Source organism: uncultured Turicimonas sp., from assembly GCF_902477955.1.
Taxonomy (GTDB): domain Bacteria; phylum Pseudomonadota; class Gammaproteobacteria; order Burkholderiales; family Burkholderiaceae_F; genus Turicimonas.
In genome coordinates, this window is sequence record NZ_CABSJB010000014.1 from 39,593 (window position 1) to 60,347 (window position 20,755).

Sequence of the window (20,755 nt, forward strand, 5' to 3'; positions counted from 1 at the left end):
AATTTTTTAAGGGAGGCAAAAAGGTTCTGGTTTACCATTAGAAAATCCTAACCTATTAGAGGAATTCTATGCTTACACAAGAACAAATCGCGCTCGTTAAAGCTACTGTCCCGGTCCTTAGAGAACACGGAGTTGCACTCACTTCCCACTTTTACAAGAGGATGCTCAGCCATAACCCGGAGCTGATGCAGGTTTTTAATCAGGGTCACCAAAGAGTAGGCGCTCAGCAACAAGCTTTGGCCGGTGCTGTTCTTGCTTACGCAGAAAATATTGAAAATTTGGGCGTACTTTTGAACGCTGTCAAACACATTGCCAATAAGCATGTTTCTGTCGGTATTCGCGCAGAACATTATCCAATCGTTGGAAAACATCTTTTGGCATCTATTAGAGAAGTCCTCGGTGAGGCTGCAACTCCGGAATTGATTGATGCTTGGGCTGCAGCATACGGGCAGTTGGCCAATGTTCTGATCGATGCTGAAAAAGCTTTGTACGACAAGCACGCTAATGAAGAAGGCGGCTGGTCAGGCTGGAGATTCTTCAAAGTCGAAGAAAAAAAACCTGAAACTGATGAAGTTACCAGCTTCACAGTGGTCCCGGTTGATCACGGCAAGATGCCGAAGGTAAAGGCTGGTCAATACGTGTCAGTCCGTGTTTACGTCAAGAAAGAAAATCTGATTCAGCCCCGCCAGTACACAGTTACTGATGCTACGAAGCATTCTTTGCGTATCTCCGTTAAGAAGATCGTCGCTGAAGATAATTCTCCTGCCGGTATGGTTTCCAACGCATTGCATCAGGATATTAACCAGGGTGACTTGGTCGAAGTTTCTTTCCCGACAGGCGAGTTCAATGTTCCGGAAGGCAATAATCCGCTTTGTTTGATCAGTGCCGGTATCGGTATCACGCCGATGCTTGCAATGCTGAAGGAGGCTGTAGCTCATAATCCTCAACGTCAGGTTACTTTCGTTCATATCTGCAAAGAGAAAAAAGACTACCCGCTTTTCGATGAAGTCGAAGCTTTATCCAAATCCGGACCTGTTGAATTAGTGACATGCGTTACTTCTAAATCCGGTCGTCCGGACGAGGCCTTCTTCACTTCCTTAGTAAAACCGAATACAGAATATCTAGTCTGCGGTCCTGTTGATTTCATGAAGGATGCAACTCAAGCCTTGGAAAAGGCCAACGTTGCCAAGGAGCACATCTTCACTGAAAAATTCGGCACCGGTGCTATCTAGTTCTCTTAAATTAACGAGGTGGAGGATAAAACAGTAACTTTGCAACTCATACCTCCTTCCAACCTAATTAATGAAATAGCCCTCAGACCTTTTAGTGGTTTGAAGGCTATTTCTGAACCTTTTGGTCTTATGAGCGCAATTGCTCGTCTTATCGGCAAGCTGTAATTTCCATCTTGATATCAAACGGTTTTCCAAAGTAAACCCAGGAAGTGACTAATACATCTACACCGGTTGCCGCAGCTTCTGCAGCATTATCTGCGTTTATTCCGCCGGCAGCGTTGATAACGAGATTTGGAAAACGTTTCTTAGCTTCCGTGACAAACTTAGCCAATGTCGGAAAATCGAATCTTTCGCACTGAACAATATCGGCACCGTATTCTGCAAATTTCATTGCATCTTCGTAATTGTCAGCCTCTACAGCCAGTTTCTTTTCCGGCTCATGAATTTTGGCTCTCCGAAAATCCTCTTCAAAGTCTTGAGAAAACACCCGATGTTGATCAAAAATCAGAATCGATTCGGAGAGACCTGCTCGATGCACGATGGCTCCTCCGGCAAGCGCGGCACTTAGAGATATTTTCTTGGTTCCCGGAAAGTGTTTTCTTGTTACGGCAACCATAACATTAGGATTAACTTTTCTTGCGGCTTCGACCATAGCTCGTACACGGCCCGAAATGCCGGATGAGTATTCCATCACATTCTGAGCGGTTTTGTAGACTGCATGGATTTGGTCTGCTTTACCTGTAGCTTCCAGCACGACTTCTCTAGCTTTTCTGATTTCGCCGTCTTCAGCCTGTAAAAGGACCTTCATTCCTGCCTTTTCTAAGAGACGAGCTGCCATAGTAACTCCGCTTACGACACCGTCTTTTTTCGGATAGCAGCGCAGACGACCCGGTTCTTTTGATATCCCAAAAGACTCTGTAGTGCAGTCATTCAAAGGAATATCTTCAGTGAGCACATTGTCGATAAAAGCATCGGAAAGATAAAACATTAAATAACCTCTTTAGATTGGACAAGGTACAAAGCGACATATATAAAACAGGCGAATCCGGCAAGAAGAAGACAGAGAAAAGTCGCGGTTTCAAAGTCTCCTCTCGAAACGGAATTGAAGATTTCCAACGAAAGAGTGTTCGTTCGGTCGGAAATATTACCTCCAAGCATCATCGTGATTCCCACTTCTCCGGACGCACGCGCAAGGCCGAGAAGAAGGCCTGCTGCAATGCTGTTGCGGATGATCGGCAGTGTGATGAAAACGAAATACTTGAGAGGTGGGGCCCCGCAAAGTCGAGCTGCATCCTCGATTTCTTTTAGATTCACGCTCTTGAGAGCACTTTGAACTGGACGGATGAAAAGCGGGAGGCCGGCGATGAATGCTGCAAGCACAATTCCGGTTTGAGAAAAGATCAATTTAATCCCGAAAATCTCATTGAAGAACCCTCCTAGCGGACTTTGTGTACCTAGTACTAAGAGGAGCAAGTAACCAAGCGCAATAGGCGGGAAAACCAACGGAAGCGTCACTAAGAATTCCGCGGCTTTGACGATGTTGTGCCGGCTTCTGGCGAACCAAAAAGCCAAAGGGGTTCCCACAAGCAGAAACAATACAAAACTGAATCCGCAAACTTTCAGCGTTAGGTAAATTGGAAAGGAGAGTTCTTCTGCGGTCATGTGAGTTATTTATCGATGCCGTGTTTGACGAGAATCTTCTTGGCTCCTTCAGAATTCAAGAAATTCAGGAATGCCTGAACATCTTTATCGTTTTCCTGACCTTTTACAACTGCAGCAACCATTTCAATCGGTGCGTAACCTTGGGTGATTTCAACGCTTCCGCCGATTTTATCTTTTCCTTGTCTGGCGGCCGTGCGATTGAGGAAGCCAGCGTCTACCTCACCTTTGCTCACATAGGCCATGACCTGAGGAACAGAAGCAATCTGCATGGTTTTGTCTTTAAGAGAAGGGATGTTTAATCCGTCAAGATATTCTTTAGCTGCACGGCCGTATATAGCTGCTTTGGGATCGGGATAGGCAAAGGTCTTGACTTTGTCGGTAGTAAGGTCCTGCGGTCCTGTAATAGCGCTTCCTTTCTTCCAGATAAAAACAAGAGGAGTATTGCCAAGCTTTTGAATCTTTGAGAATTGAACCGGAGATTTAATGCGTTTGAGAGTACCGAGATCAGAAATTACGATATTGACGCCGTTGCCAGCGGCAACCTGTGCCAACATCTGACCAATGTTGCCTCCGTAGTTTTCTACCGCTTTCTGACCGGTTGCCTGTTGGTAGGCCTTTGCAAGTTCCTTGCTCATTGGTATGTAACCTGCGCCGGTTGTGATGCTCACTTCGGCATAAGCACTGGTGCAAAGAAAGGCAGCTGCAATCATGAGAGTGTTAAATTTCATTTTGGTCTCCTAGATTCTGAAGTTTTTGAAAAATTTCTTCGGGCGAACCAATTGCTTCAATTTGCCCGGCATTGATAAAAAGTGATTCGTCGCCAACTTTTTTGGCCTCGTTGGGACTGTGGGTGATATAGAGGATAGGAATTCTGAGAACACGTGGAATTCTTCCGATGTATTCCAGAAGTTCCTTTTTTCTGACGATATCAAGGCTACTTAGAGGTTCATCAAGAATTAAAAGTTGTTCGCTTGCCAAAATAGCTCGCCCGAGAGAGACCCTTTGAGCCTCGCCTCCAGACAGTTCACCTAGCTTTCTTTTAAGAAGGCTCCCAAGATCAAGTAGATCGACGAGTTCGTCAAACTTCACTATGGATTTTCTATTGCAGTGACTGAGAGGAAACCGCATATTTTCTTCTGCAGTGAAATGAGGAAAGAGGCGGTGATTTTGGAATACCATCCCGATGCCTCTTTTTTCACACGGTAAGTTGATTCCTTTCTCAGAATCGAAAAAGATCGTATCCTCAACCTGAATGCGTCCTTTATCGGGAGAGGAAAGGCCGGCAATCAGAAGAGCAAGCGTGGATTTTCCTGCTCCGCTTTTTCCAACAACAGTTGTGACAGGTCGCGTCAGCGTTGCCTGAAAAGTGAACTTGTTGGTCCCGAGTGTCTTATCAATATCAAAGAAAATCATGCTCAGTTATCAAGCGGAGAGTTTCCGATTCCTCCTAGGTTGTCGTTATTCTTGCTGAGAATAACGATTATAACTGATGACGTCAATTCCGCTGGAAGATTTATGAATTAGAGCATATAAATTCTGCTCGTTCTGTCTAATCTTGGAAAACGCTGTTCAAAAGTACGTCCTGATAGAAAGTTAAGGAAAAGTGGCAGCAGTCATATTTCTTAAATGAGCATTGCCGAGGCGGTAAATCTAGAGAATAGGTGCACAGCTCGGTGCACCTATTTACAGAAAGGAGGAATCGAAGGGGAACTGGCAAAGGACTCAAAGATCCAGCAGTAGATTTTCAGTAACAAGAGGTTTAGCCGCCGTTGTCGAAAACTCCTTCAATCTGTAAGCTAAACCCCCGTTTCTCTTAGTTCGCGTACGAATGGAACGAGAAAGGACTTCAATACTGCTGAAAATCCAACAAGATGTTTTTGCTCTGGTCACCGCCGTATAAAGAAGCTCTCTGGTTGCCAGTCCGATTGCTTGCGTGTTTTCTGCATTATCTCCGTCGATGAACGGCATAAATACACCAATATTGTCGTATCCGGAACCTTGAGACTGATGGACAGTGATGCAGAAGCCAACGTCGTACTCCGGCAGCAGCTGAGCCTTCAAAATCTTTTTAGTATCGCCGATGTAAGCATTCCATTGCCCGGGAATTTCTTTATCTTCAAAAATAATTGCAATATCTCCGTTGGAAACTCCTAAGGAGAGGTCATTTTTTCTGACAATAATTACTTTTCCCGGATAAAACTCAGAAGAGTTATCCGGACAGTGCAGCCTTGAAAGCAGTAACTTTTGACAGTAATTATTGACTGCTTGAACGCTCATGGGGCCTTTTCTCACGGCGGCAATAGGCTTGAAAGAATTGAGCACATGCCATAAGTTTTCTAATTCTTTTTCTTCTACAACATTCTCAGATAAAAGAATATTTTGAACGGAATCCGAATATCGGCCCATGTTCTCTGCAATCCATTTTTCAGCTTCCGAAGTTAAGGCCGTTTTCGGATTCAGCTTTAAGTCAGTGCTGAGAAAAATATCCTCGGTTGTGGCTGAACCTGCATCGCCAGTCTTCTTAACAAAGGGGCCGTGATTGTTTAGAAGACGAAGAATTTCAGAAATTTGGTGCTCCTCGTCTTCGGTATTTTGATTGATGAGTTTTGATAAAGATCCGATTCCGGAGCTTCCTTTGAATCGATGGCTTTCTTTTAACTCTGTCAGAATGTCTTTAAGAGCATTGTCGGGAGAAGAGATGTCGGCGTACACCGCACCTGGTCCGACCGCAGCCAGCTGGTACATATCGCCAAGGATAATGACTCTGGTTTTCTTAGTATCGATAACATTGAATAAGTTGAATGCGATCTCACTGTCGATCATGGAAGCTTCATCGATGACGAGAATATCGCACTCTAAACAATGCGTCTCATCAGGACGGCTTCCTTCATCCGTAGGCGAGCTAAGCCACATATGGATGGTATTTGCCAGAAGCCGGTTATCTTTATAAGCTCGATCAACGTTCGGGAAAATCTTCGGCCTCTCAATTAAGCTTTCAATTAATCGGCTTTTTGCTTTACCGGTTGGCGCTGTAACATAGATTTTAGCTTCCGGCTGCCCCTCTAAGAGAGCTTCTAAAATTCGGACAACGGACGAGGTCTTGCCGGTGCCCGGACCTCCCGAAATGATGCTGAGATTATTGCTTAAAGCTTTTTGAATAGCCTGAAATTGCTCTTTGTTAGGACGGTCATAAATGTCCTGGCTTTGAAAGTAGTCGGCAAGTTTTTTGGATTCTGGGCGGATTTCGACCTTTCTGGAAGCCAATTGAATTAGCTTGCGTCCTAGAAGTGCTTCATGAAAGAAGTTGGTGTGAGAATAGATTCTCGTTTGCTTTTTTTCACTTCTGTCTATAAGAAACGGGACGGCAGGAATACCGAAGTTTCGATGAGGATTACCGCTGTAACCCGAAACGTTATATGCCAGACCGAAGTCCTCCATTATGTGGACACCGAGTTCTTTTTCCTGTGTAGGAGACAGGGCGACACATACGCCTCCTTTTTCTTCTTCCATTTTCCACAGCTGAAGGAACTTCTCTAAAGTGTCCTTCAAAAGTGTGGCGTCCTTAGAGGGATTTTTTCTAACCGCAACTCGATAAAGGGCGTTTTTAATGCCTTGAAGAGCAGCTTCTTCGGGTGTCCAATCATTCTGCATGGTTTCCTCCTTTGAGCTCGGTTTCGTATTTTTGAACTATTTCTTCGCTGTATCCGTTCCGCAGGATTTCATCCAAGCAGTCAAGTACTTCTTTTTTGGGTCTATCGAAGTAGATCCCCTGAGAAGGATTAGATGCCTTGATGCCGCGTAAAAAGAAATAAGCGGCTCCTCCTATGAGGTCATACACATCATTGCTTTTAAACCGAGTCTCCAGGTATCGCTTAAGAACTACAAGATAAAGAAGATATTGAAGTTTGTAGTGCTTTTTGTCCATCGCCTGATCAAGGAGAGACTTAGTGTAGTTAGACGGGTTCTCGTCTAGGAAATTACTTTTCCAGTCGATAACCCAGAACTTACCTTTAGCGAAAAAGATTAGGTCAATCGCACCAATCAAATAACCATTAATCTGTTCTTCACTTAAGTTCAGTCCGGGATATCGAGGATCCAAGCGGCGTAGAGTCTCTCCGAGCTGTTTGCCGGTAAGACGATGGCTGTCCTCCGAAATTGCCGGGTTAGATAAAATGAAGTCCATTTCAGCTATCTTCTTATCCGACTCTAACTGCGACAGACTAAAGTTTTCCAGCCCGGGAATTCCTTTGACGTTCATCACGTCGGTGATCATTTCGACTAAAGCTGCCGTATGGGCATCAACTGCAGATTCTAGGCTCTCACCTTCTGAAACCTCTGTCTCAATCGCATTGGAAAGAAGACGATTTTTGACGAACGGAATTAAGACATCTTCACGTTCAGGATTGCTTATATCTGCGGTTCTGAAATCTAATTCTTCAAGCAAACGGTGCAGAAAATCTCCGTATGCAGCTGCCGAAAGTTTTGGGTTTTTAAAACGCAGATTATCTTGAGCTTCGATGACTTGAACTTCTTCTTCGATTTCATCTTTAGAAGGAAGTTCGTCTATGGCTGGAGATTCTTCAGGCAGAACCTCGATACCTCTGGACAAAGCAGAGAAGCTTGTCCGGATCCATTCTGCTGAGAAAATGGGATACGCCTGACCGACCGATAGGTCTGAGGCGGTCAGTTCTTCCGTAAGTTCTTTGGTTTGAACCTGACGCGATGGCGAAGGTATCAAATCCGGATAGAGCAGGGTTGAGAAATTTCTAATTAAGGAAGCGGAATAATCGTCCGGAATAATAAAGTCGTCGGAAAGTTTTTTTGTTCCTTCTAATAATGCATCTCTCACGGGAACATTGTTTTTTTCTAACTCTTCATCAAGGGTTTTAAACAGAGTTTTGGGACCGATATATTTATCCGGCTCAAAAGAGCCAGTCAAAGCCTGGAGGGTAGAGGACTTGGTGTAATTTCCGTGCAAACCTGGGAAAGTTTCCTTTTCTCCTTTTAGCTTTGAGTATTTTGAGGTCTGTTTAAAAAACATAGGAAGTACCAACAAGGAGGAGGCCCGAGTCATAGCAACATAGAGCAACCGTACCCTTTCCATTTGTTCTTCCTCGTAGGCATAGCTTTTACCTTCTAAATAAGAACGGATTTGGGTTGCCTCGGCGAGAAATTTTCGAACTTTAACGCCATTAACAATCTCATTTACCTCAGAAACTACGTTTTTCCCTGCCATAAAAACAGTTCTCGGAAGGATGACCACAGGATATTCAAGTCCTTTACTTTTGTGAATGGTCTCTATCCTGACGAGATCAGAGTCAGACTCAAGCCTTAATGTTTCTTGATCGGCCCCATCTGAGGCTTTTCGGTCGAGCCAACGCAAAAGTCCTGAGACAGTTTTAATTTTTCTATTTTCTTCATGGAGAAGCTCAAGGATATGGCGATAGTTTGTTAATGCTCTTTGGCCGTTAATTTGAGGCAGCAGGCGTTCCTCAACTTCGAATTCTTTAAAAAGTTCTGTAAAAGCAGCGAGTACACCGTATTTTTTTGCTCTCTCATTGGCTTTTTCGATTCTTTCACGTGCAAGCAAACTTGCTTGGACATCTTCTTCAATAAGTTTTATAGAGTGGCCGAAGATTGGGGTTACTCGGGCTTTCGTCATTGCCGACAAGGATTTAGGGTTCTCCATTGCACTCAAAATAGCTGCAATGTCTTGAGCCTCTTGGCTCTCTAGAACTCGTTCGTCGCTTTGAATAATAAAACGGATCTGACGCTTGGTTAACTCTTCCATGAGTCCGTCAGCATCTTTCCTTCTTCGAACCAAAATTGCGATGTCACTGGGTTTTAATTTACGCAGGCTGGATCCCACTCTTATATCTTTTTCCAACAGTGATTTGATTTTTTCGGCAAGAAAGAAATCTTCATACTTTTCTAATACATTGACGTTAGAGGGGTCGATCTCTTGCGATGACCAGCGCCAAACTTCAAAGGAAGAGAGAGGAATAAATTTCCCATCGGACGTGCGCTCGAAAAGAGGAAGTTTGGATGAGTTGAATTCAACATCTGTGTATTGAATTTTGCTGTTTAAGAAGCTGCCGATGCCCGAAGCTGAAGAATTAAGGCCGAAGAAAGTATTGATTGAGGCCACGAGACCCGGGGTAGAACGGAAGTTTTTCTTCAGATAAAGGTGATTCTTGATGTCTTTCTTCGAATCCAAATAAGTGTCTAAATCGGCAGATCTGAAGCCGTAGATAGATTGTTTAGGATCGCCCACGAATACTACCGGAATTTGCCTTTCCGGAGCTTTTAGAAATAGTTCAGAGAAAATAGTGTACTGAAGAGGGTCCGTATCCTGGAACTCATCAATGAGGACGGCATCAAACTTCTCTCTTACAGCTTTAACGAATTCAGGATTATCAAGTCTAGCCTCCATCTCCACGAGGAGATCATCATAAGTGACAGTTCTAGCTGCTGCTTTAAGCTTTTTAAGAAGTGCAGGAGCTTCGTCTCTAAACTTTTCGAGATGCTGTTTAAAAGAAATAGTATTGTCAAAGATAATGGACTGCGAGCAGGGAGATCTCACTGACAAAGCTGAAACTCTCTCTAAAATCTTTGAAAACCCCGGGTATTTTAGGAAGCCAACTTGATCTATCAGGTTTACGTTTTTTATTTCTTTCCTGACAAAAGTGTCAACCACTTCAGAGATAAGGCCGGAAGTATCTCCGATTTCCGCATCCGAGTCTGACCTGGAAGAGAAAGAGCAGTCTTTTACCATTCTTTGACAAAAGCTATGGATGGTAAAGATTGAAGCGTCTTCGATTTTGGATAAAGCTTCGGTCACGGTCTCACGGATAGACTCCGGAGTAATTGCACCGGTTTGAACCCATAATTCAATTTGGCTTTTTAAGGTCTCATCTTCAAGTTTGTCTAATTCTTGCTTCCAACTGCTTTCATTTTGAAAGATTTCTAAGATATTCAGAAGAGCCTGCTGGAGACGGTTTCTTAGCTCAGAAGTTGCGTTTTTCGTAAACGTAACAATGAGAATTCTTTCAATATCAATTCTCTTCTCAACGATTAATCGGAGCAGAAGATGCATCAAAGAATAGGTTTTCCCGGTTCCGGCGCTAGCCTCAATCAGAATAGGTTCTGTAAGAGAAGTATGAATGGGGTCAAAGACATTTAATGTTTTCATCTTTCTTCCTTCAAAATCTGAGATTCGATGATCTGCTGAAGTTCATCAATGTCTTCCTCAAGAAAGCGGCCAACGTCCGTTGCCGTTTTCTTGGAATTTCTGGACTTAGGAAATAGTTTCGCCCAAATAGGTTTTGAGCACGCGCAGGCTGCAGTATGATCAAATCCTGTCCATAAGAGAGTCTGTGTTTTTTCTTGTGTCAGTCCGAGAGAAAAACGCCTTGAAAGATCAAAGAGACGCACCATTTGCTTAACATCTTCTTTATTTTCTTCGAAAATTACATCCGGAAGCTGATCGAGAGCTAAAAGAAAATAGTCTTCCTGCGCTGCTTCCGTTTTCGGATCCGCTACTAAACTCATCACCATGGTTGGTTTCTTTGCAGCTGTCCAGATATCCGCACGTAGTTGCAGCCTGTCAGTTTGGCTGGCTGAAGAATTGTCATCAAAAATCACATATCTATTTTGATGATCGGTATAGACCTCTAGAGGAGAATCCGTGACTTGTGTGATTCTGCAAGAAGGCTTATCAAATTTAAGGACAACTCCTTCGGTCACTGGAAAGAGTTTAAATTTTTTAATTTTTTCAAGTTTTTTGGCATGAACAAGTTCTGCATTGCTCCACGCATCGTTTGTACTTGAAAGACGAACATCTTTAATTCCGTTTAAGGGATCTAATGAACGCTGACGAGTCAGTTCATCATCACTATAACCTTCTTCTAATTCTCTCAAGTACTTCCGCTTCCTTAGGGTGAGAGATAACGCATCATTCGGAGCAAGCCAGGAAAATTCCTCTTCTTCTTGTCCGGAATAAATATCCAGCTTGTGTTTCTTCAACACATACTTATCTGGATCAGAGAGGAACTTAATAAGCTCGGAGGCCGATAAGCTCCCTTTATGAACGATAGATAGACCCAGACTGGTATCGGGAATAGGAGTTCCTCCGATAGCCGGAAGAGGTAAAGAATAATTGGCACTCCTTGCTTTCAAAATGGATTGGAGCATTGAGGAGTTTGGACTGAGCCAAGGACGTGAAGAAGTCTTCTTAAAATTTTTTTCAGAGAAGGAATTCAGAGGAAGTTTGACTTCAACAGACTCCCATAGTTCTTTCGCTTTGTCCTTTCCCTTCTCTCCGGTAAGAGCGTTCGATAAGAAGTAGTTCTTGAAATTTTGAACAACGCTCGAAGGATTTGTCTCGGTCACCGGATCTGTTCCAACCGTATAAGAAATAACTAAATTCTTTCTCGCAGCTAAAAGAATATCCAAAAATCTCGCTTTATTGTCTTCTCGGCTGTCTCTGTCGGCTCTTCTCTTGAGCTGGTCTACTCCCATGAGGTCGAACTCTTGATGGGAAGAACTGCCCGGGAAACCGCTGTTTTCATCAAAGCCGCAAAGTGCGATAACTTTAAAAGGCAACCCTCTTAATTCCTGTACGGACGAGAAGGTAATGGAACCAGTGGGTTGAGCAAGACTTGGAGTGTTTCTCAGATGAGTTTCGATAACGTTCCAGATAACGGAAAAAGGAACTTTTGTCCCTTCCTCGAGGCCTTCCTGCATAGCGCCTGATAATCTTTGTAGACTGCTTCGGAAGCTGAGAATTTCCTGCGGGGTTTCATTTGTGACGAAATACTGATTCAGCCAACCGGAAATGATTTCATGCCATTCTTGAGGCGTCTTTAAACCGCCGTCTTTGAATAATTCTTTTCTTGTCTCTTCTAAAGATTCGGACAAAGCTACAATCGTTTTGAAGAGTTTGCCGCGCCCATCTGTGACTAAGTCAAAACCGCCTTTCTCATCTCCAAATACAGGAAGAACATCTCCGAAAGTATTTTTCTCAATAGGGTTAATGAAATAGCCCATGGTCAGGCGCTCGACGGCCTGATCTAATGTTCCGTCGGATGCATCCAGATTTAAATCTTTTAAATGCTCCTGAGATAAGCCGAAGCGGAATCCAGCTGCCTTGAGCCAGGTAGATAAAACGGAAATGTCTGAGAGAGAAAGATCCCATCTTTCTAAGTTAATCGGCAGTTCAAGCCATTCTTCTAAATCTGCAGCATTGAATCGGGAGTTTAATAATTTCCCAAACCCTAAGATAGCTGCCAGAGAGAGGTAAGTATCTGCAATGGAATTGCCGATAATCTTATAAGGCAGTCGAAGGTTGTTGGGCAATGCTCCCATTACAGCTTCAATAGCAGGTGTTGCCTTTTCAATGTCCGGAACAATAACGGCAATGTCGGAGAGGTTGAGCTTTTTCTCGCCGTCTTTATTTTCGGACGATAACCGATAATGAATCCAATCGATTACTCCTTCAATTTCTCGTGGAAAAGAGGGAGCTTTAAATACCTTTAAAGACTCATCAGAAGGATCTGCTTCTGTCGGCAGCTTTGAGGAGTCCATAAATAGAATGGAGTTCTGGAATTTGTGCAGATAACTGTCCTGCGGTTGCTGGAAATAGTAGGCCTGAACATCTTCGGAAGTGAAGAGTTTTAATTCGGGCGAGAGGGGATCAAATTTTTTGCTTAAGTCTTCGATTCTTGCCCGGTTTCGTTTAATCGCCGGTTTAGTCGGTTTAGGAACCTCTTGCTCCTCGATAGCATCCGTCTCAATGACTTCTCCGTTATCCACATTCAGGAAGCGATACAAACGATCGATCATCGCTCGGGTAGACGGACTGTTGGCAGTAAGAAACTTCTGAGCTTTTTCATCCCAATCCTCTTTGCTGCTCCAGTCGAACAGTTCTATTGGCATGGACTCAAACCAATACTCCGCACAAGGGTTCATTATGTAAAGCCAGAGCTGAGGAGCATTTTTGTCTTCCGCAAAAGCTTTCAAGAAAGGCAGAAGTATCGGAGGCAGAGAAAACGGCATGAAGAAATGAAGCGATTTCCCTTTGTCTTTCGGTTCGAAATGGAAGTGCTGCAGAGTATCTTTTATTTTTAACAGGTTGTGAAGATCTTTTGTCTTTCCAGCCTTGGCGACTCTCTCCCAGAGATTCCTCTGCCAGTAATAGTCAGGTTGTTCCTTCATGGCGAGGGCTTTGTCTGCGGGCAGAGGAAAAGACTTCTCATCAATCCAATTTAATAACCAGTCCATGCGGAATGAGCCATAGGTGGCATAGAGCCGGCTCATTTGATAACAAAATTCAATCAGATTAATGTTTCGGAGTTCAGGTTCGGCGTTACGGTGAAGAAAGGTCTCAAGCCGCGCATAGGAGGTCTCTGGAACTACTGCTTTTAATTCTTCAAAGAATTTTGGGTTTTTGAGGATATTCCAAATCTGCCAGTCCAACGAAGTGCCGATGGAGCCGGGACGGAAGGTTGCACCCATGAAAGGTTTCAGCCAATCAAAAATTGAGCAAAATCTGATTCCCGGAAGAATAGAAAATTTATCTGCAAGACTGCGAGCGAGTCTGTCTTCAATGGCCGACGAAGCCGGGATAATTTCAATTTTCTCGAATATGCGGGATGGATCTCCAGCCATTGCTTCTAAGTCTTGAAAGACGTTTTCTGCCAAAGCGGCTTCTAACCCTTCGTAAACATTGCAGTAAATCGTGTGAATCATAAAGAAACCTTTTTAAAGACTTCTGTTGATGCTGAACCAAATAAGAAAAAGCAGAGTCGTCAATCCGCAAAGATGAACGGACGATCTCTACTTTCTTTTTACGCCTTAATGCGTCAAAGTATGTCTGAAGAAAGACTTTAAGCCTTTAACGGAGGTACCTCAATGCAGGAAACAAAGGGATTCTCAGAGATGCAGTCCAGCTTATATCTCTCTCCTTTGATGAGAGTGTAGTAAAGACCGTCTTTTTCAAAGTTAAAGTCAGGGTTTACTTCAAAGCCGTTTTTCTTGGCATATTCGACAAATTCCTTGCGGCTTTCGTCTACGGTCATACCGGGACGAACATAAAGCCCGACTAAATAAATGTTGGTGAAGTAGTCATTAGGTACATTCATGCGATCGTAAGCGGTGACGGCTTCGATGCTTTCTATCGTCATGAATTGCTGTCCGACCAAACTCGGTTCTTCAATTTTTTCTAACTGTCCGGCAAGAGCTTGGTAAGTCTGTCTCTTCGCTAAAACGATAATAGCGATACTGTTTTCTTCCTGCGGGTCATCGGAAATCATTGAGATGCGAGGGAAAACAGAGACCTTGCGTGTGCCGACGCAGAACAATCCGCAATGCTGAAGGAATTTGTCCGGAAAATCGGTTCGCGAAGAGTAGGCCGGATGCATGGTAATGGACGCCTGAGCAAAATTGTCAGGACAGAAATCGGCCTCTAAATCAGCAACATCATTCCATACTTGTCTGGCCTGTTCAACAAGCGTTGAGCGGTTGACCGAGAATGTATAAGGTTTATTTGCGTTCAACAGATTGTTGAGTTGGACGTCTTCGGAATTTGGATTAATGCTCATAAGTTGTCAAATAAATCAGAATAGGAACGAACGTTCTTAGTAAGGTTAAAGTGGCTGTATGCCTTTGCGGTTGCAATTCTTCCGCGAGGCGTGCGCTGCACAAAACCTTCCTTGATAAGGTATGGTTCTACCATATCTTGCAGTGTCTCGGAATCTTCTCCGACGGAAGATGCCAAGTTTTCAATGCCGACGGGACCGCCTTGGAACTTTTCAATAATGGACAGCAAGAACTGGCAATCCAGGCTGTCGAGCCCGATAGGGTCGACTTCCAGCATAGTGAGAGCTGCTTTAGCAATTTCTGCGGATAACTGTCCGTTGTGGCGTACTTCCGAATAATCGCGGATGCGCCTGAGAAGTCGGTTGGCAATTCGCGGAGTTCCGCGGGAACGCTTCGCAATTTCAGCAGCTGCTTCTTTATTGGCCGGCATATTGAGAAGCTTCATGGAACGAAGAACAATGGAAGTCAGATCTCGCGCAGAATAGTACTGAAGCTGAGAGCGGATTCCAAAACGATCGTTCAGAGGCTTTGTCAGAGAGCCGGCTCGTGTTGTGGCACCTACCAATGTGAAATGGGGAAGGTCGATTTTGATGGAGCGGGCCGCCGGCCCCTCCCCGATCATGATATCGAGCTTGAAGTCTTCTAAGGCGGGATAAAGAATTTCTTCCACTACCGGTGAAAGTCTGTGAATTTCGTCAATAAACAAGACATCATGCGGCTCTAAGCTGGTCAGCATCGCCGCAAGGTCACCGGCCTTTTCCAGGACCGGCCCTGAGGTTTGACGCAGATTCACACCTAACTCATTAGCAATAATATTGGAGAGCGTTGTTTTGCCTAAGCCCGGAGGACCGAATAATAAAACGTGATCGAGAGCCTCCCCGCGGTTCTTTGCTGCAGTAATAAAAATTTCCAGCTGTTCACGGATGGCGTCTTGCCCGACATAATCTTTTAAGCGTGTGGGACGTAAGGCTTTGTCGACAACGTCTTCCTTGGATACTTTCTCAGAGGAAACGATTCTGTCTTGTTGTTCTGTCATCTTTTAACGAATCTATTTTGCGAGTTGGACAAGGGCCAGTCTAATGCCTTCAGAGGTATCAACTCCTTCCGGCAGATTCTTCAGTGCTGCTCTTGCTTCACGTTCGTTGAAGCCGAGGGCCGTTAAGGCAGAAAGAATATCCGCCTGAGAAGAAGTTAGAGCTGTAACCGGTCCGGATGCGACGATCTTATCTTTTAACTCAAGGACAAGGCGCTCGGCAGTTTTCTTGCCGATGCCAGGAATCTTGGTCAGCAATGCGGTTTCCCCATTGGCGATGGCATTCCCGAGATCGGCAACGGACATGGAGGAAAGCATAGCCAAAGCAGTGCGGGGGCCAATGCCGGTGACTTTTAACAGCTGAAGAAAAAGTGCCTTTTCAGCTTTGGTCAAGAAGCCAAACAGAAGCTGAGCATCTTCTCTGACAATGAAAGCTGTGTATAACTGGACAGTTTCTCCGATCTCAGGAAGATTGTAGAAAGTCGACATCGGAACATCGACCTGATAACCCACACCACAGCACTCAACAACCACTTCAGGAGGGTTCTTTTCTTTTAACTTACCATTCAACGATGCGATCAATTTATTTCAATCCTCCGACTAATTTTGTCCATTGTCCTCTGACACGTGAGGAGCTCGATCCCTTTCTTGCAACTGCAGTGCCGCTGACACCAAGTTTCTTCTGTGCAGGAAGCATTCCAAGAATAATTTTTGTATTTGCGTAGCAGATCGCTGCCGCAATAGCGTCCGCCTCATCCTCTGAGAATTTCTTATCCTCACAGCGCAGGAGACGAGCGACCATTTCCTGGATTTGTTGTTTTTCAGCGGCGCCGTAACCCGTAACCGATTTCTTGATTTCTCGAGTACTGAACTCACGGCACTCTAAACCTTGAACAGCTGCTGCGCAGATAGCCGCTCCGCGAGCGTGTGACAGCAACATACTCGACTGAGCATTTGTATTCAAAAAAGTTTTTTCGATAGCGGAAACAGCAGGCCGGTTTTTTTCAATTATCTCGGCTAACCCTTTATAGATGTAAGCCAGACGCTCATAAAGTTCGCCTTTCGGGACGTTAAGTACGCCGGAGTCTACTAAGGTTATCTTTCCGGGCAGATAGGCAATCACACCGTAACCGGTGTGATTCAAGCCAGGGTCAATCCCCAGAATTTTAAGAGCCTGCGTTTCCAAGCTTAAAAGCCTCCCATGCCCGGGAAACGGCCGCCGAAGCTCTTAAAGGCGCGCATCATCTTAGCCATGCCGCCTTTCTTCATCATTTTCATCATGTCGCGGCTTTGTTCAAATTGTTTCAGCAGCTTATTGACTTCCTGCACGCTGACACCGGCTCCTGCGGCGATTCTTCTCTTTCTGCTGGCCTTGATGATTTCCGGCTTGCGTCTTTCTTTCGGCGTCATTGAGTTGATGATGCCTTCGGTACGAGCAACCATCTTATTAGCTTGCGCATCATCAATGGAGCCCGCAGCTTGAGCGAATTGAGCCGGAAGCTTTTCGATAAGAGAACTGAAGCTTCCGAGATTTTTAACCTGCGCGATTTGTTCTTTGAAGTCTTCCAAGTCGAAGTCATCGCCTTTTTTGATTTTTTCAGCGAACTTCTGAGCTTTTTGGACATCGACGGCATTTTTAACGTCTTCAACCAAGGAGACAATGTCTCCCATGCCGAGGATTCTGCCTGCCATCGCTTCCGGTTCGAATCTTTGGAAGCCGGTGAGTTTTTCACCGACACCGATGAACTTGATAGGTTTGCCTGTGACAAATCGGACGGAAAGGGCAGCGCCGCCTCTGGAATCGCCGTCAACCTTAGTTAAGATGATGCCGGTTAACGGAAGCTTTTCACCGAAGGCTTTTGCGGTATTGATGGCATCCTGACCGACCATAGCATCAACTACGAACAAGGTTTCGATCGGATGAAGATTTTTCTCCAGATCAGAGACTTCGTTCATCATCTGTTCATCGATAGCTAAGCGGCCGGCGGTATCGACGATCAGAACATCGTAGAAGTGGCGTTTGGCATAGTCCAAAGCTCTTTCGGCAATATCTAAAGGCTTTTCGTTCGGCTGGCTCGGGAAGAAATCAATCTCTGCCTGAGCAGAAACCGTCTTCAACTGTTCGATAGCGGCAGGGCGATAGACGTCGGTGGAGACCGCTAATACTTTCTTTTTCTTTTCTTTGACGAGCCAACGGCCGAGCTTACCTGCCGTAGTTGTTCTACCTGCACCCTGTAAGCCGGCCAATAAAAGTACGGCCGGAGGCTGAGTGGCAAGATTAAGTTCTCTTTGCTGCGGAGTGTCGCTGCCTCCGATAACTTCAGTGAGTTCTTTATGAACGATGCCGACTAAAGCCTGCCCCGGAGTTAAAGAACCTACGACTTCTTCGCCCAGCGCTTTTTCCTTAATGCGCTTAATGAGATCTCGAACGACCGGGATGGCGACATCTGCTTCAAGCAGGGCAATTCGAACTTCCCGGAGCATTTCCTGGGTGTTGGACTCCGTAATGCGGGCCTGGCCTGTGATGGTCTTAACAACTTTGCTAAGTCTTTGTGTCAGTGAATCGAGCATGAATTTAATTCTAATTAAATGGTTACGCCTTACAATACAGTCATCAAATAATAAGAGACATATAGATGACAATTTATGCCATATTTTACGTGCTTGCAGCTGTTTTGTATTTAGCGGCAGCCTTTGGTATTTACAAAAGTTTTCAAGCAGAAACTCCTGAAAATACCTTTTGGATTCGGCCGGTTATTGTAGGCGGATTGATGATTCAGGCTTTTCTTATTTACGAAGCCTTATTTACTCACGGTACTCCTCATTTCGGTCTGGCTTTAGCACTTTCTATCACTCTCTTTACATGCACGCTGATCTTGCTGATTGAGACCTTGTTCTCAAAGATTTCAGCGATGTTGATTTTCATTCTCCCGCTTGCCGCGGTTTCGATGGTGCTTCCTATCATTCTTCCGGGAACGCCGTTAGGTCCGGAAACTGCCAGTTTCTCTTTCCGCATGCATCTGCTGTTGGCTATTTTGGCTTACAGCTTAATGACAATGGCATTGGTTCAAGCACTTTTGCTGGTTTCGGCTCATAACTTACTTCATCAAAAGAAGCTCAGTGACGAACCGGAAGAAGGCAAGGTGAGCCTTTTCGAAAGAATGCCGAGCGTCATTGAGATGGAAAAAATTCTTTTCCGTTTAATATGGGCCGGTTTTATTGCCTTAACCATTGCTATTCTTTTCGGATTGGTTTTTTCAGAGGAACTTTTCGGACAAGCTTTCCGTCTTGATCACAAGACGATTGTGACCATCATGGCGTGGATGATTTTCGGTATTCTCCTGTTAGGACACCACTTCTTGGGATGGAGAGGCCGTTTTGCGGCCAGATGGACCGTTATTGGGTTCACGCTTCTCATGCTCTCCTACTTCGGTGTTAGATTTGTGCAGGAAGTGATTCAGTAAGAAGGCGTTATGGGAAGAATTCTATTTTTCGTAGTTATCGCAGCCGCCCTTTATTTCGGCTGGAGGGTGTGGAGAGTCAAGCAAATTCAAGAGAACTCTCAGAAAGACAGAGCTCCTCATCCCATCACGAAGACTCCGGGTCACAAAATGGTTCAGTGCGACCATTGCGGGTTGTATTTGGATGAAGCCGAGGCTATTCATAAGGATGGTCATTATTACTGCTGCAAGCAGCATATGATTGCCGGACCGAAGAATAATGAAAATTAGTCCTTCAGGCTGGTGCGATTCAGCGCAAGTTCTTCCGTCGCCATTTTTCAATGAAAGACCCGAGGAGCAGTCGATCGACTTAGTCGTTATTCACAACATCAGTTTGCCCGCCGGAAAGTTTGGTACGGGCGATGTAGACGCTCTTTTTCTGGGATGTCTGGACTGTCACAAAGATCCTTCGTACGAAGACTTGAAAGATCTGAAAGTGTCTTCTCACTTCTTTATTTCAAGAACCGGAGAACTCAAGCAATACGTTTCTTGCAAGGAGCGGGCTTGGCATGCAGGAGTATCTTGTTTTCAAGGCAGAGAGAACTGCAATGACTTTTCCATCGGTATTGAGTTGGAAGGAACGGATAACACCAAGTTCGAAAGTGTTCAATATGAAAGGCTGGCAGCGTTGCTGGATGCTATTGCAGATGTATATCCTATTAAAGCCGTTGCCGGACACAGCGACATAGCTCCGAATCGAAAAACTGATCCGGGTCCTTGTTTTAGTTGGCTGCGTCTGATACGGCTTTGTGAAAATGGCAGAATAATCTCCTTTCCGTATGTGAAGTAAAAGAGTTCTTTGAGAGTATTCGTCGATGCTCAGAGAACCAAAACTGTAATAACATTGTGGGAAGGAGAGGAGGTTAGAGATGTTTGGTTTATTTTTATTTACGCTTAAATTAGTTTGCTCCGCATTCGGATGTTTGCTTCTTTTACGCGCATACATGCGTTTTATGTGTACGCCGTCTAACGATCCTTTGTACGCATTCTGCTACTCTTTAACCGAGTGGGCAGTTAGATCCGCTTCAACTTTTATCAAACGAAGAGGAAACATTGACTGGCCTTCAATTTTTGTTTGCTACCTCGTTGCCGTCCTCTACCAATTCTTCCATTGGCTTGTAGGAAGCGGCTCCTTCGGTATTTTTCCCTTTATCTTGGGCTCGGCTGTACTTGTTGTTTATTGGGCAATTGAGCTGGCCATGTGGATTGCTTTGGCTTTCTGCATTTTCTCTTGGGTGAATCCTTCCGGTCAGATTTACAGAGTCACAAGTTTCTTGTCTTATCCGTTCTTGGCTCCCTTCAAGAAATTTATTCCGAACTGGCGCAACCTCGACTTATCGGCTTTAGCGTTTTTTATTTTGGCAAATATTGCCCTAGCTGTATTAGCTCCGTTAACTTAACATTTCTTCCTTTGCCAGGACCAAAAAATCTTCCTCTCCAAAAAGGAAGATTTTTTGTTGAGAAAAAATGCAACTGGAAAAATATTTCACCTGCTCTCTAAGTTAAACATTGTGGCAAATGAGGAAAGCAAAGCAGCGGCTCTGATGCTGAGAGACGCCGTCGGAGAGGGCCCGGGTATTTTTTGAAGAAAATCTAACAAAGGAATTTTCTCAAAAACAAAAAGAAAAAGCTCAAACCAAAATTTGAGCTTTTAATTTGGCTCCCCGAGTTGGACTTGAACCAACGACCTGCGGATTAACAGTCCGTCGCTCTACCGACTGAGCTATCGG

Annotated in this window: 17 protein-coding genes; 5 read left to right on the forward strand and 12 right to left on the reverse strand. The window is 44.5% G+C overall.

Annotated elements, in window-relative coordinates; genetic code table 11:
• Positions 1 to 68: 68 nt before the first annotated feature.
• Positions 69 to 1,232: an NO-inducible flavohemoprotein gene (gene hmpA, locus RDK53_RS05715; protein ID WP_308513678.1), complete on the forward strand. Its 1,164-nt coding sequence runs from the start codon at positions 69 to 71 to the stop codon at positions 1,230 to 1,232.
• Between the two features lie 148 nt (positions 1,233 to 1,380).
• On the opposite strand, the gene modD is transcribed toward hmpA, so the two are convergent.
• From modD to ffh, 12 genes are all read right to left on the reverse strand, one after another.
• Positions 1,381 to 2,220: a ModD protein gene (gene modD / locus RDK53_RS05720; protein WP_308513679.1), complete on the reverse strand. Its 840-nt coding sequence runs from the start codon at positions 2,218 to 2,220 to the stop codon at positions 1,381 to 1,383.
• Positions 2,220 to 2,894, reverse strand: coding sequence for an ABC transporter permease subunit (locus tag RDK53_RS05725; protein ID WP_308513680.1), 675 nt, complete (start codon positions 2,892 to 2,894; stop codon positions 2,220 to 2,222). Before RDK53_RS05725 ends, modD begins: the two co-directional genes overlap by 1 nt.
• Before the next feature lie 5 nt (positions 2,895 to 2,899).
• A complete protein-coding gene (gene modA, locus RDK53_RS05730; RefSeq protein WP_308513681.1) occupies positions 2,900 to 3,622 on the reverse strand; it encodes a molybdate ABC transporter substrate-binding protein in 723 nt (240 codons plus the stop codon).
• Complete coding sequence (locus tag RDK53_RS05735) at positions 3,612 to 4,307, reverse strand: ATP-binding cassette domain-containing protein (protein WP_308513682.1); 696 nt, start codon at positions 4,305 to 4,307, stop codon at positions 3,612 to 3,614. Before RDK53_RS05735 ends, modA begins: the two co-directional genes overlap by 11 nt.
• A gap of 309 nt (positions 4,308 to 4,616) precedes the next feature.
• Positions 4,617 to 6,545: an AAA family ATPase gene (locus RDK53_RS05740; protein WP_308513683.1), complete on the reverse strand. Its 1,929-nt coding sequence runs from the start codon at positions 6,543 to 6,545 to the stop codon at positions 4,617 to 4,619.
• Complete coding sequence (locus tag RDK53_RS05745; RefSeq protein WP_308513684.1) at positions 6,535 to 10,086, reverse strand: UvrD-helicase domain-containing protein; 3,552 nt, start codon at positions 10,084 to 10,086, stop codon at positions 6,535 to 6,537. The genes RDK53_RS05740 and RDK53_RS05745 overlap by 11 nt, the downstream gene beginning before the upstream one ends.
• Entirely contained in the window at positions 10,083 to 13,643 is a 3,561-nt protein-coding gene (locus RDK53_RS05750) for an exodeoxyribonuclease V subunit gamma (RefSeq protein WP_308513685.1), read from the reverse strand. Before RDK53_RS05750 ends, RDK53_RS05745 begins: the two co-directional genes overlap by 4 nt.
• A 137-nt stretch (positions 13,644 to 13,780) precedes the next feature.
• Positions 13,781 to 14,494: a hypothetical protein gene (locus RDK53_RS05755; RefSeq protein WP_308513686.1), complete on the reverse strand. Its 714-nt coding sequence runs from the start codon at positions 14,492 to 14,494 to the stop codon at positions 13,781 to 13,783.
• A complete protein-coding gene (gene ruvB / locus RDK53_RS05760) occupies positions 14,491 to 15,528 on the reverse strand; it encodes a Holliday junction branch migration DNA helicase RuvB (RefSeq protein ID WP_308513687.1) in 1,038 nt (345 codons plus the stop codon). Before ruvB ends, RDK53_RS05755 begins: the two co-directional genes overlap by 4 nt.
• Positions 15,529 to 15,540: 12 nt before the next feature.
• Positions 15,541 to 16,107 carry a Holliday junction branch migration protein RuvA gene (gene ruvA / locus RDK53_RS05765; RefSeq protein ID WP_308513688.1) on the reverse strand — a complete coding sequence of 189 codons (567 nt, stop codon included), beginning with the start codon at positions 16,105 to 16,107 and terminating at the stop codon, positions 15,541 to 15,543.
• Between the two features lies 1 nt (position 16,108).
• Positions 16,109 to 16,711, reverse strand: a complete 603-nt coding sequence (ruvC, locus tag RDK53_RS05770; RefSeq protein ID WP_066595516.1) for a crossover junction endodeoxyribonuclease RuvC — start codon at positions 16,709 to 16,711, stop codon at positions 16,109 to 16,111.
• Between the two features lie 2 nt (positions 16,712 to 16,713).
• Complete coding sequence (ffh, locus tag RDK53_RS05775; RefSeq protein WP_308513689.1) at positions 16,714 to 18,096, reverse strand: signal recognition particle protein; 1,383 nt, start codon at positions 18,094 to 18,096, stop codon at positions 16,714 to 16,716.
• A 65-nt stretch (positions 18,097 to 18,161) separates the two neighbouring features.
• On the opposite strand from ffh, the gene RDK53_RS05780 reads away from it, so the two are divergent.
• From RDK53_RS05780 to RDK53_RS05795, 4 genes are all read left to right on the forward strand, one after another.
• Entirely contained in the window at positions 18,162 to 18,989 is an 828-nt protein-coding gene (locus RDK53_RS05780) for a cytochrome c biogenesis protein CcsA (RefSeq protein ID WP_308513690.1), read from the forward strand.
• Between the two features lie 9 nt (positions 18,990 to 18,998).
• Positions 18,999 to 19,256 carry a PP0621 family protein gene (locus RDK53_RS05785; protein ID WP_308513691.1) on the forward strand — a complete coding sequence of 86 codons (258 nt, stop codon included), beginning with the start codon at positions 18,999 to 19,001 and terminating at the stop codon, positions 19,254 to 19,256.
• The gene (ampD, locus tag RDK53_RS05790) at positions 19,246 to 19,815 is read left to right on the forward strand and encodes a 1,6-anhydro-N-acetylmuramyl-L-alanine amidase AmpD (protein ID WP_308513692.1); all 570 of its coding nucleotides are present in this window, start codon (positions 19,246 to 19,248) and stop codon (positions 19,813 to 19,815) included. Before RDK53_RS05785 ends, ampD begins: the two co-directional genes overlap by 11 nt.
• Before the next feature lie 79 nt (positions 19,816 to 19,894).
• Complete coding sequence (locus RDK53_RS05795) at positions 19,895 to 20,425, forward strand: YggT family protein (RefSeq protein ID WP_308513693.1); 531 nt, start codon at positions 19,895 to 19,897, stop codon at positions 20,423 to 20,425.
• Positions 20,426 to 20,755 lie beyond the last annotated feature (330 nt).

Bases quoted from the DNA above. Each gene is read 5' to 3' on its own strand.
- hmpA (WP_308513678.1), top strand. From the start codon at position 69: ATGCTTACACAAGAACAAATCGCGCTCGTTAAAGCTACTGTCCCGGTC.
- modD (WP_308513679.1), bottom strand. From the start codon at position 2,220: ATGTTTTATCTTTCCGATGCTTTTATCGACAATGTGCTCACTGAAGAT.
- RDK53_RS05725 (WP_308513680.1), bottom strand. From the start codon at position 2,894: ATGACCGCAGAAGAACTCTCCTTTCCAATTTACCTAACGCTGAAAGTT.
- modA (WP_308513681.1), bottom strand. From the start codon at position 3,622: ATGAAATTTAACACTCTCATGATTGCAGCTGCCTTTCTTTGCACCAGT.
- RDK53_RS05735 (WP_308513682.1), bottom strand. From the start codon at position 4,307: ATGATTTTCTTTGATATTGATAAGACACTCGGGACCAACAAGTTCACT.
- RDK53_RS05740 (WP_308513683.1), bottom strand. From the start codon at position 6,545: ATGCAGAATGATTGGACACCCGAAGAAGCTGCTCTTCAAGGCATTAAA.
- RDK53_RS05745 (WP_308513684.1), bottom strand. From the start codon at position 10,086: ATGAAAACATTAAATGTCTTTGACCCCATTCATACTTCTCTTACAGAA.
- RDK53_RS05750 (WP_308513685.1), bottom strand. From the start codon at position 13,643: ATGATTCACACGATTTACTGCAATGTTTACGAAGGGTTAGAAGCCGCT.
- RDK53_RS05755 (WP_308513686.1), bottom strand. From the start codon at position 14,494: ATGAGCATTAATCCAAATTCCGAAGACGTCCAACTCAACAATCTGTTG.
- ruvB (WP_308513687.1), bottom strand. From the start codon at position 15,528: ATGACAGAACAACAAGACAGAATCGTTTCCTCTGAGAAAGTATCCAAG.
- ffh (WP_308513689.1), bottom strand. From the start codon at position 18,096: ATGCTCGATTCACTGACACAAAGACTTAGCAAAGTTGTTAAGACCATC.
- RDK53_RS05780 (WP_308513690.1), top strand. From the start codon at position 18,162: ATGACAATTTATGCCATATTTTACGTGCTTGCAGCTGTTTTGTATTTA.
- RDK53_RS05785 (WP_308513691.1), top strand. From the start codon at position 18,999: ATGGGAAGAATTCTATTTTTCGTAGTTATCGCAGCCGCCCTTTATTTC.
- ampD (WP_308513692.1), top strand. From the start codon at position 19,246: ATGAAAATTAGTCCTTCAGGCTGGTGCGATTCAGCGCAAGTTCTTCCG.
- RDK53_RS05795 (WP_308513693.1), top strand. From the start codon at position 19,895: ATGTTTGGTTTATTTTTATTTACGCTTAAATTAGTTTGCTCCGCATTC.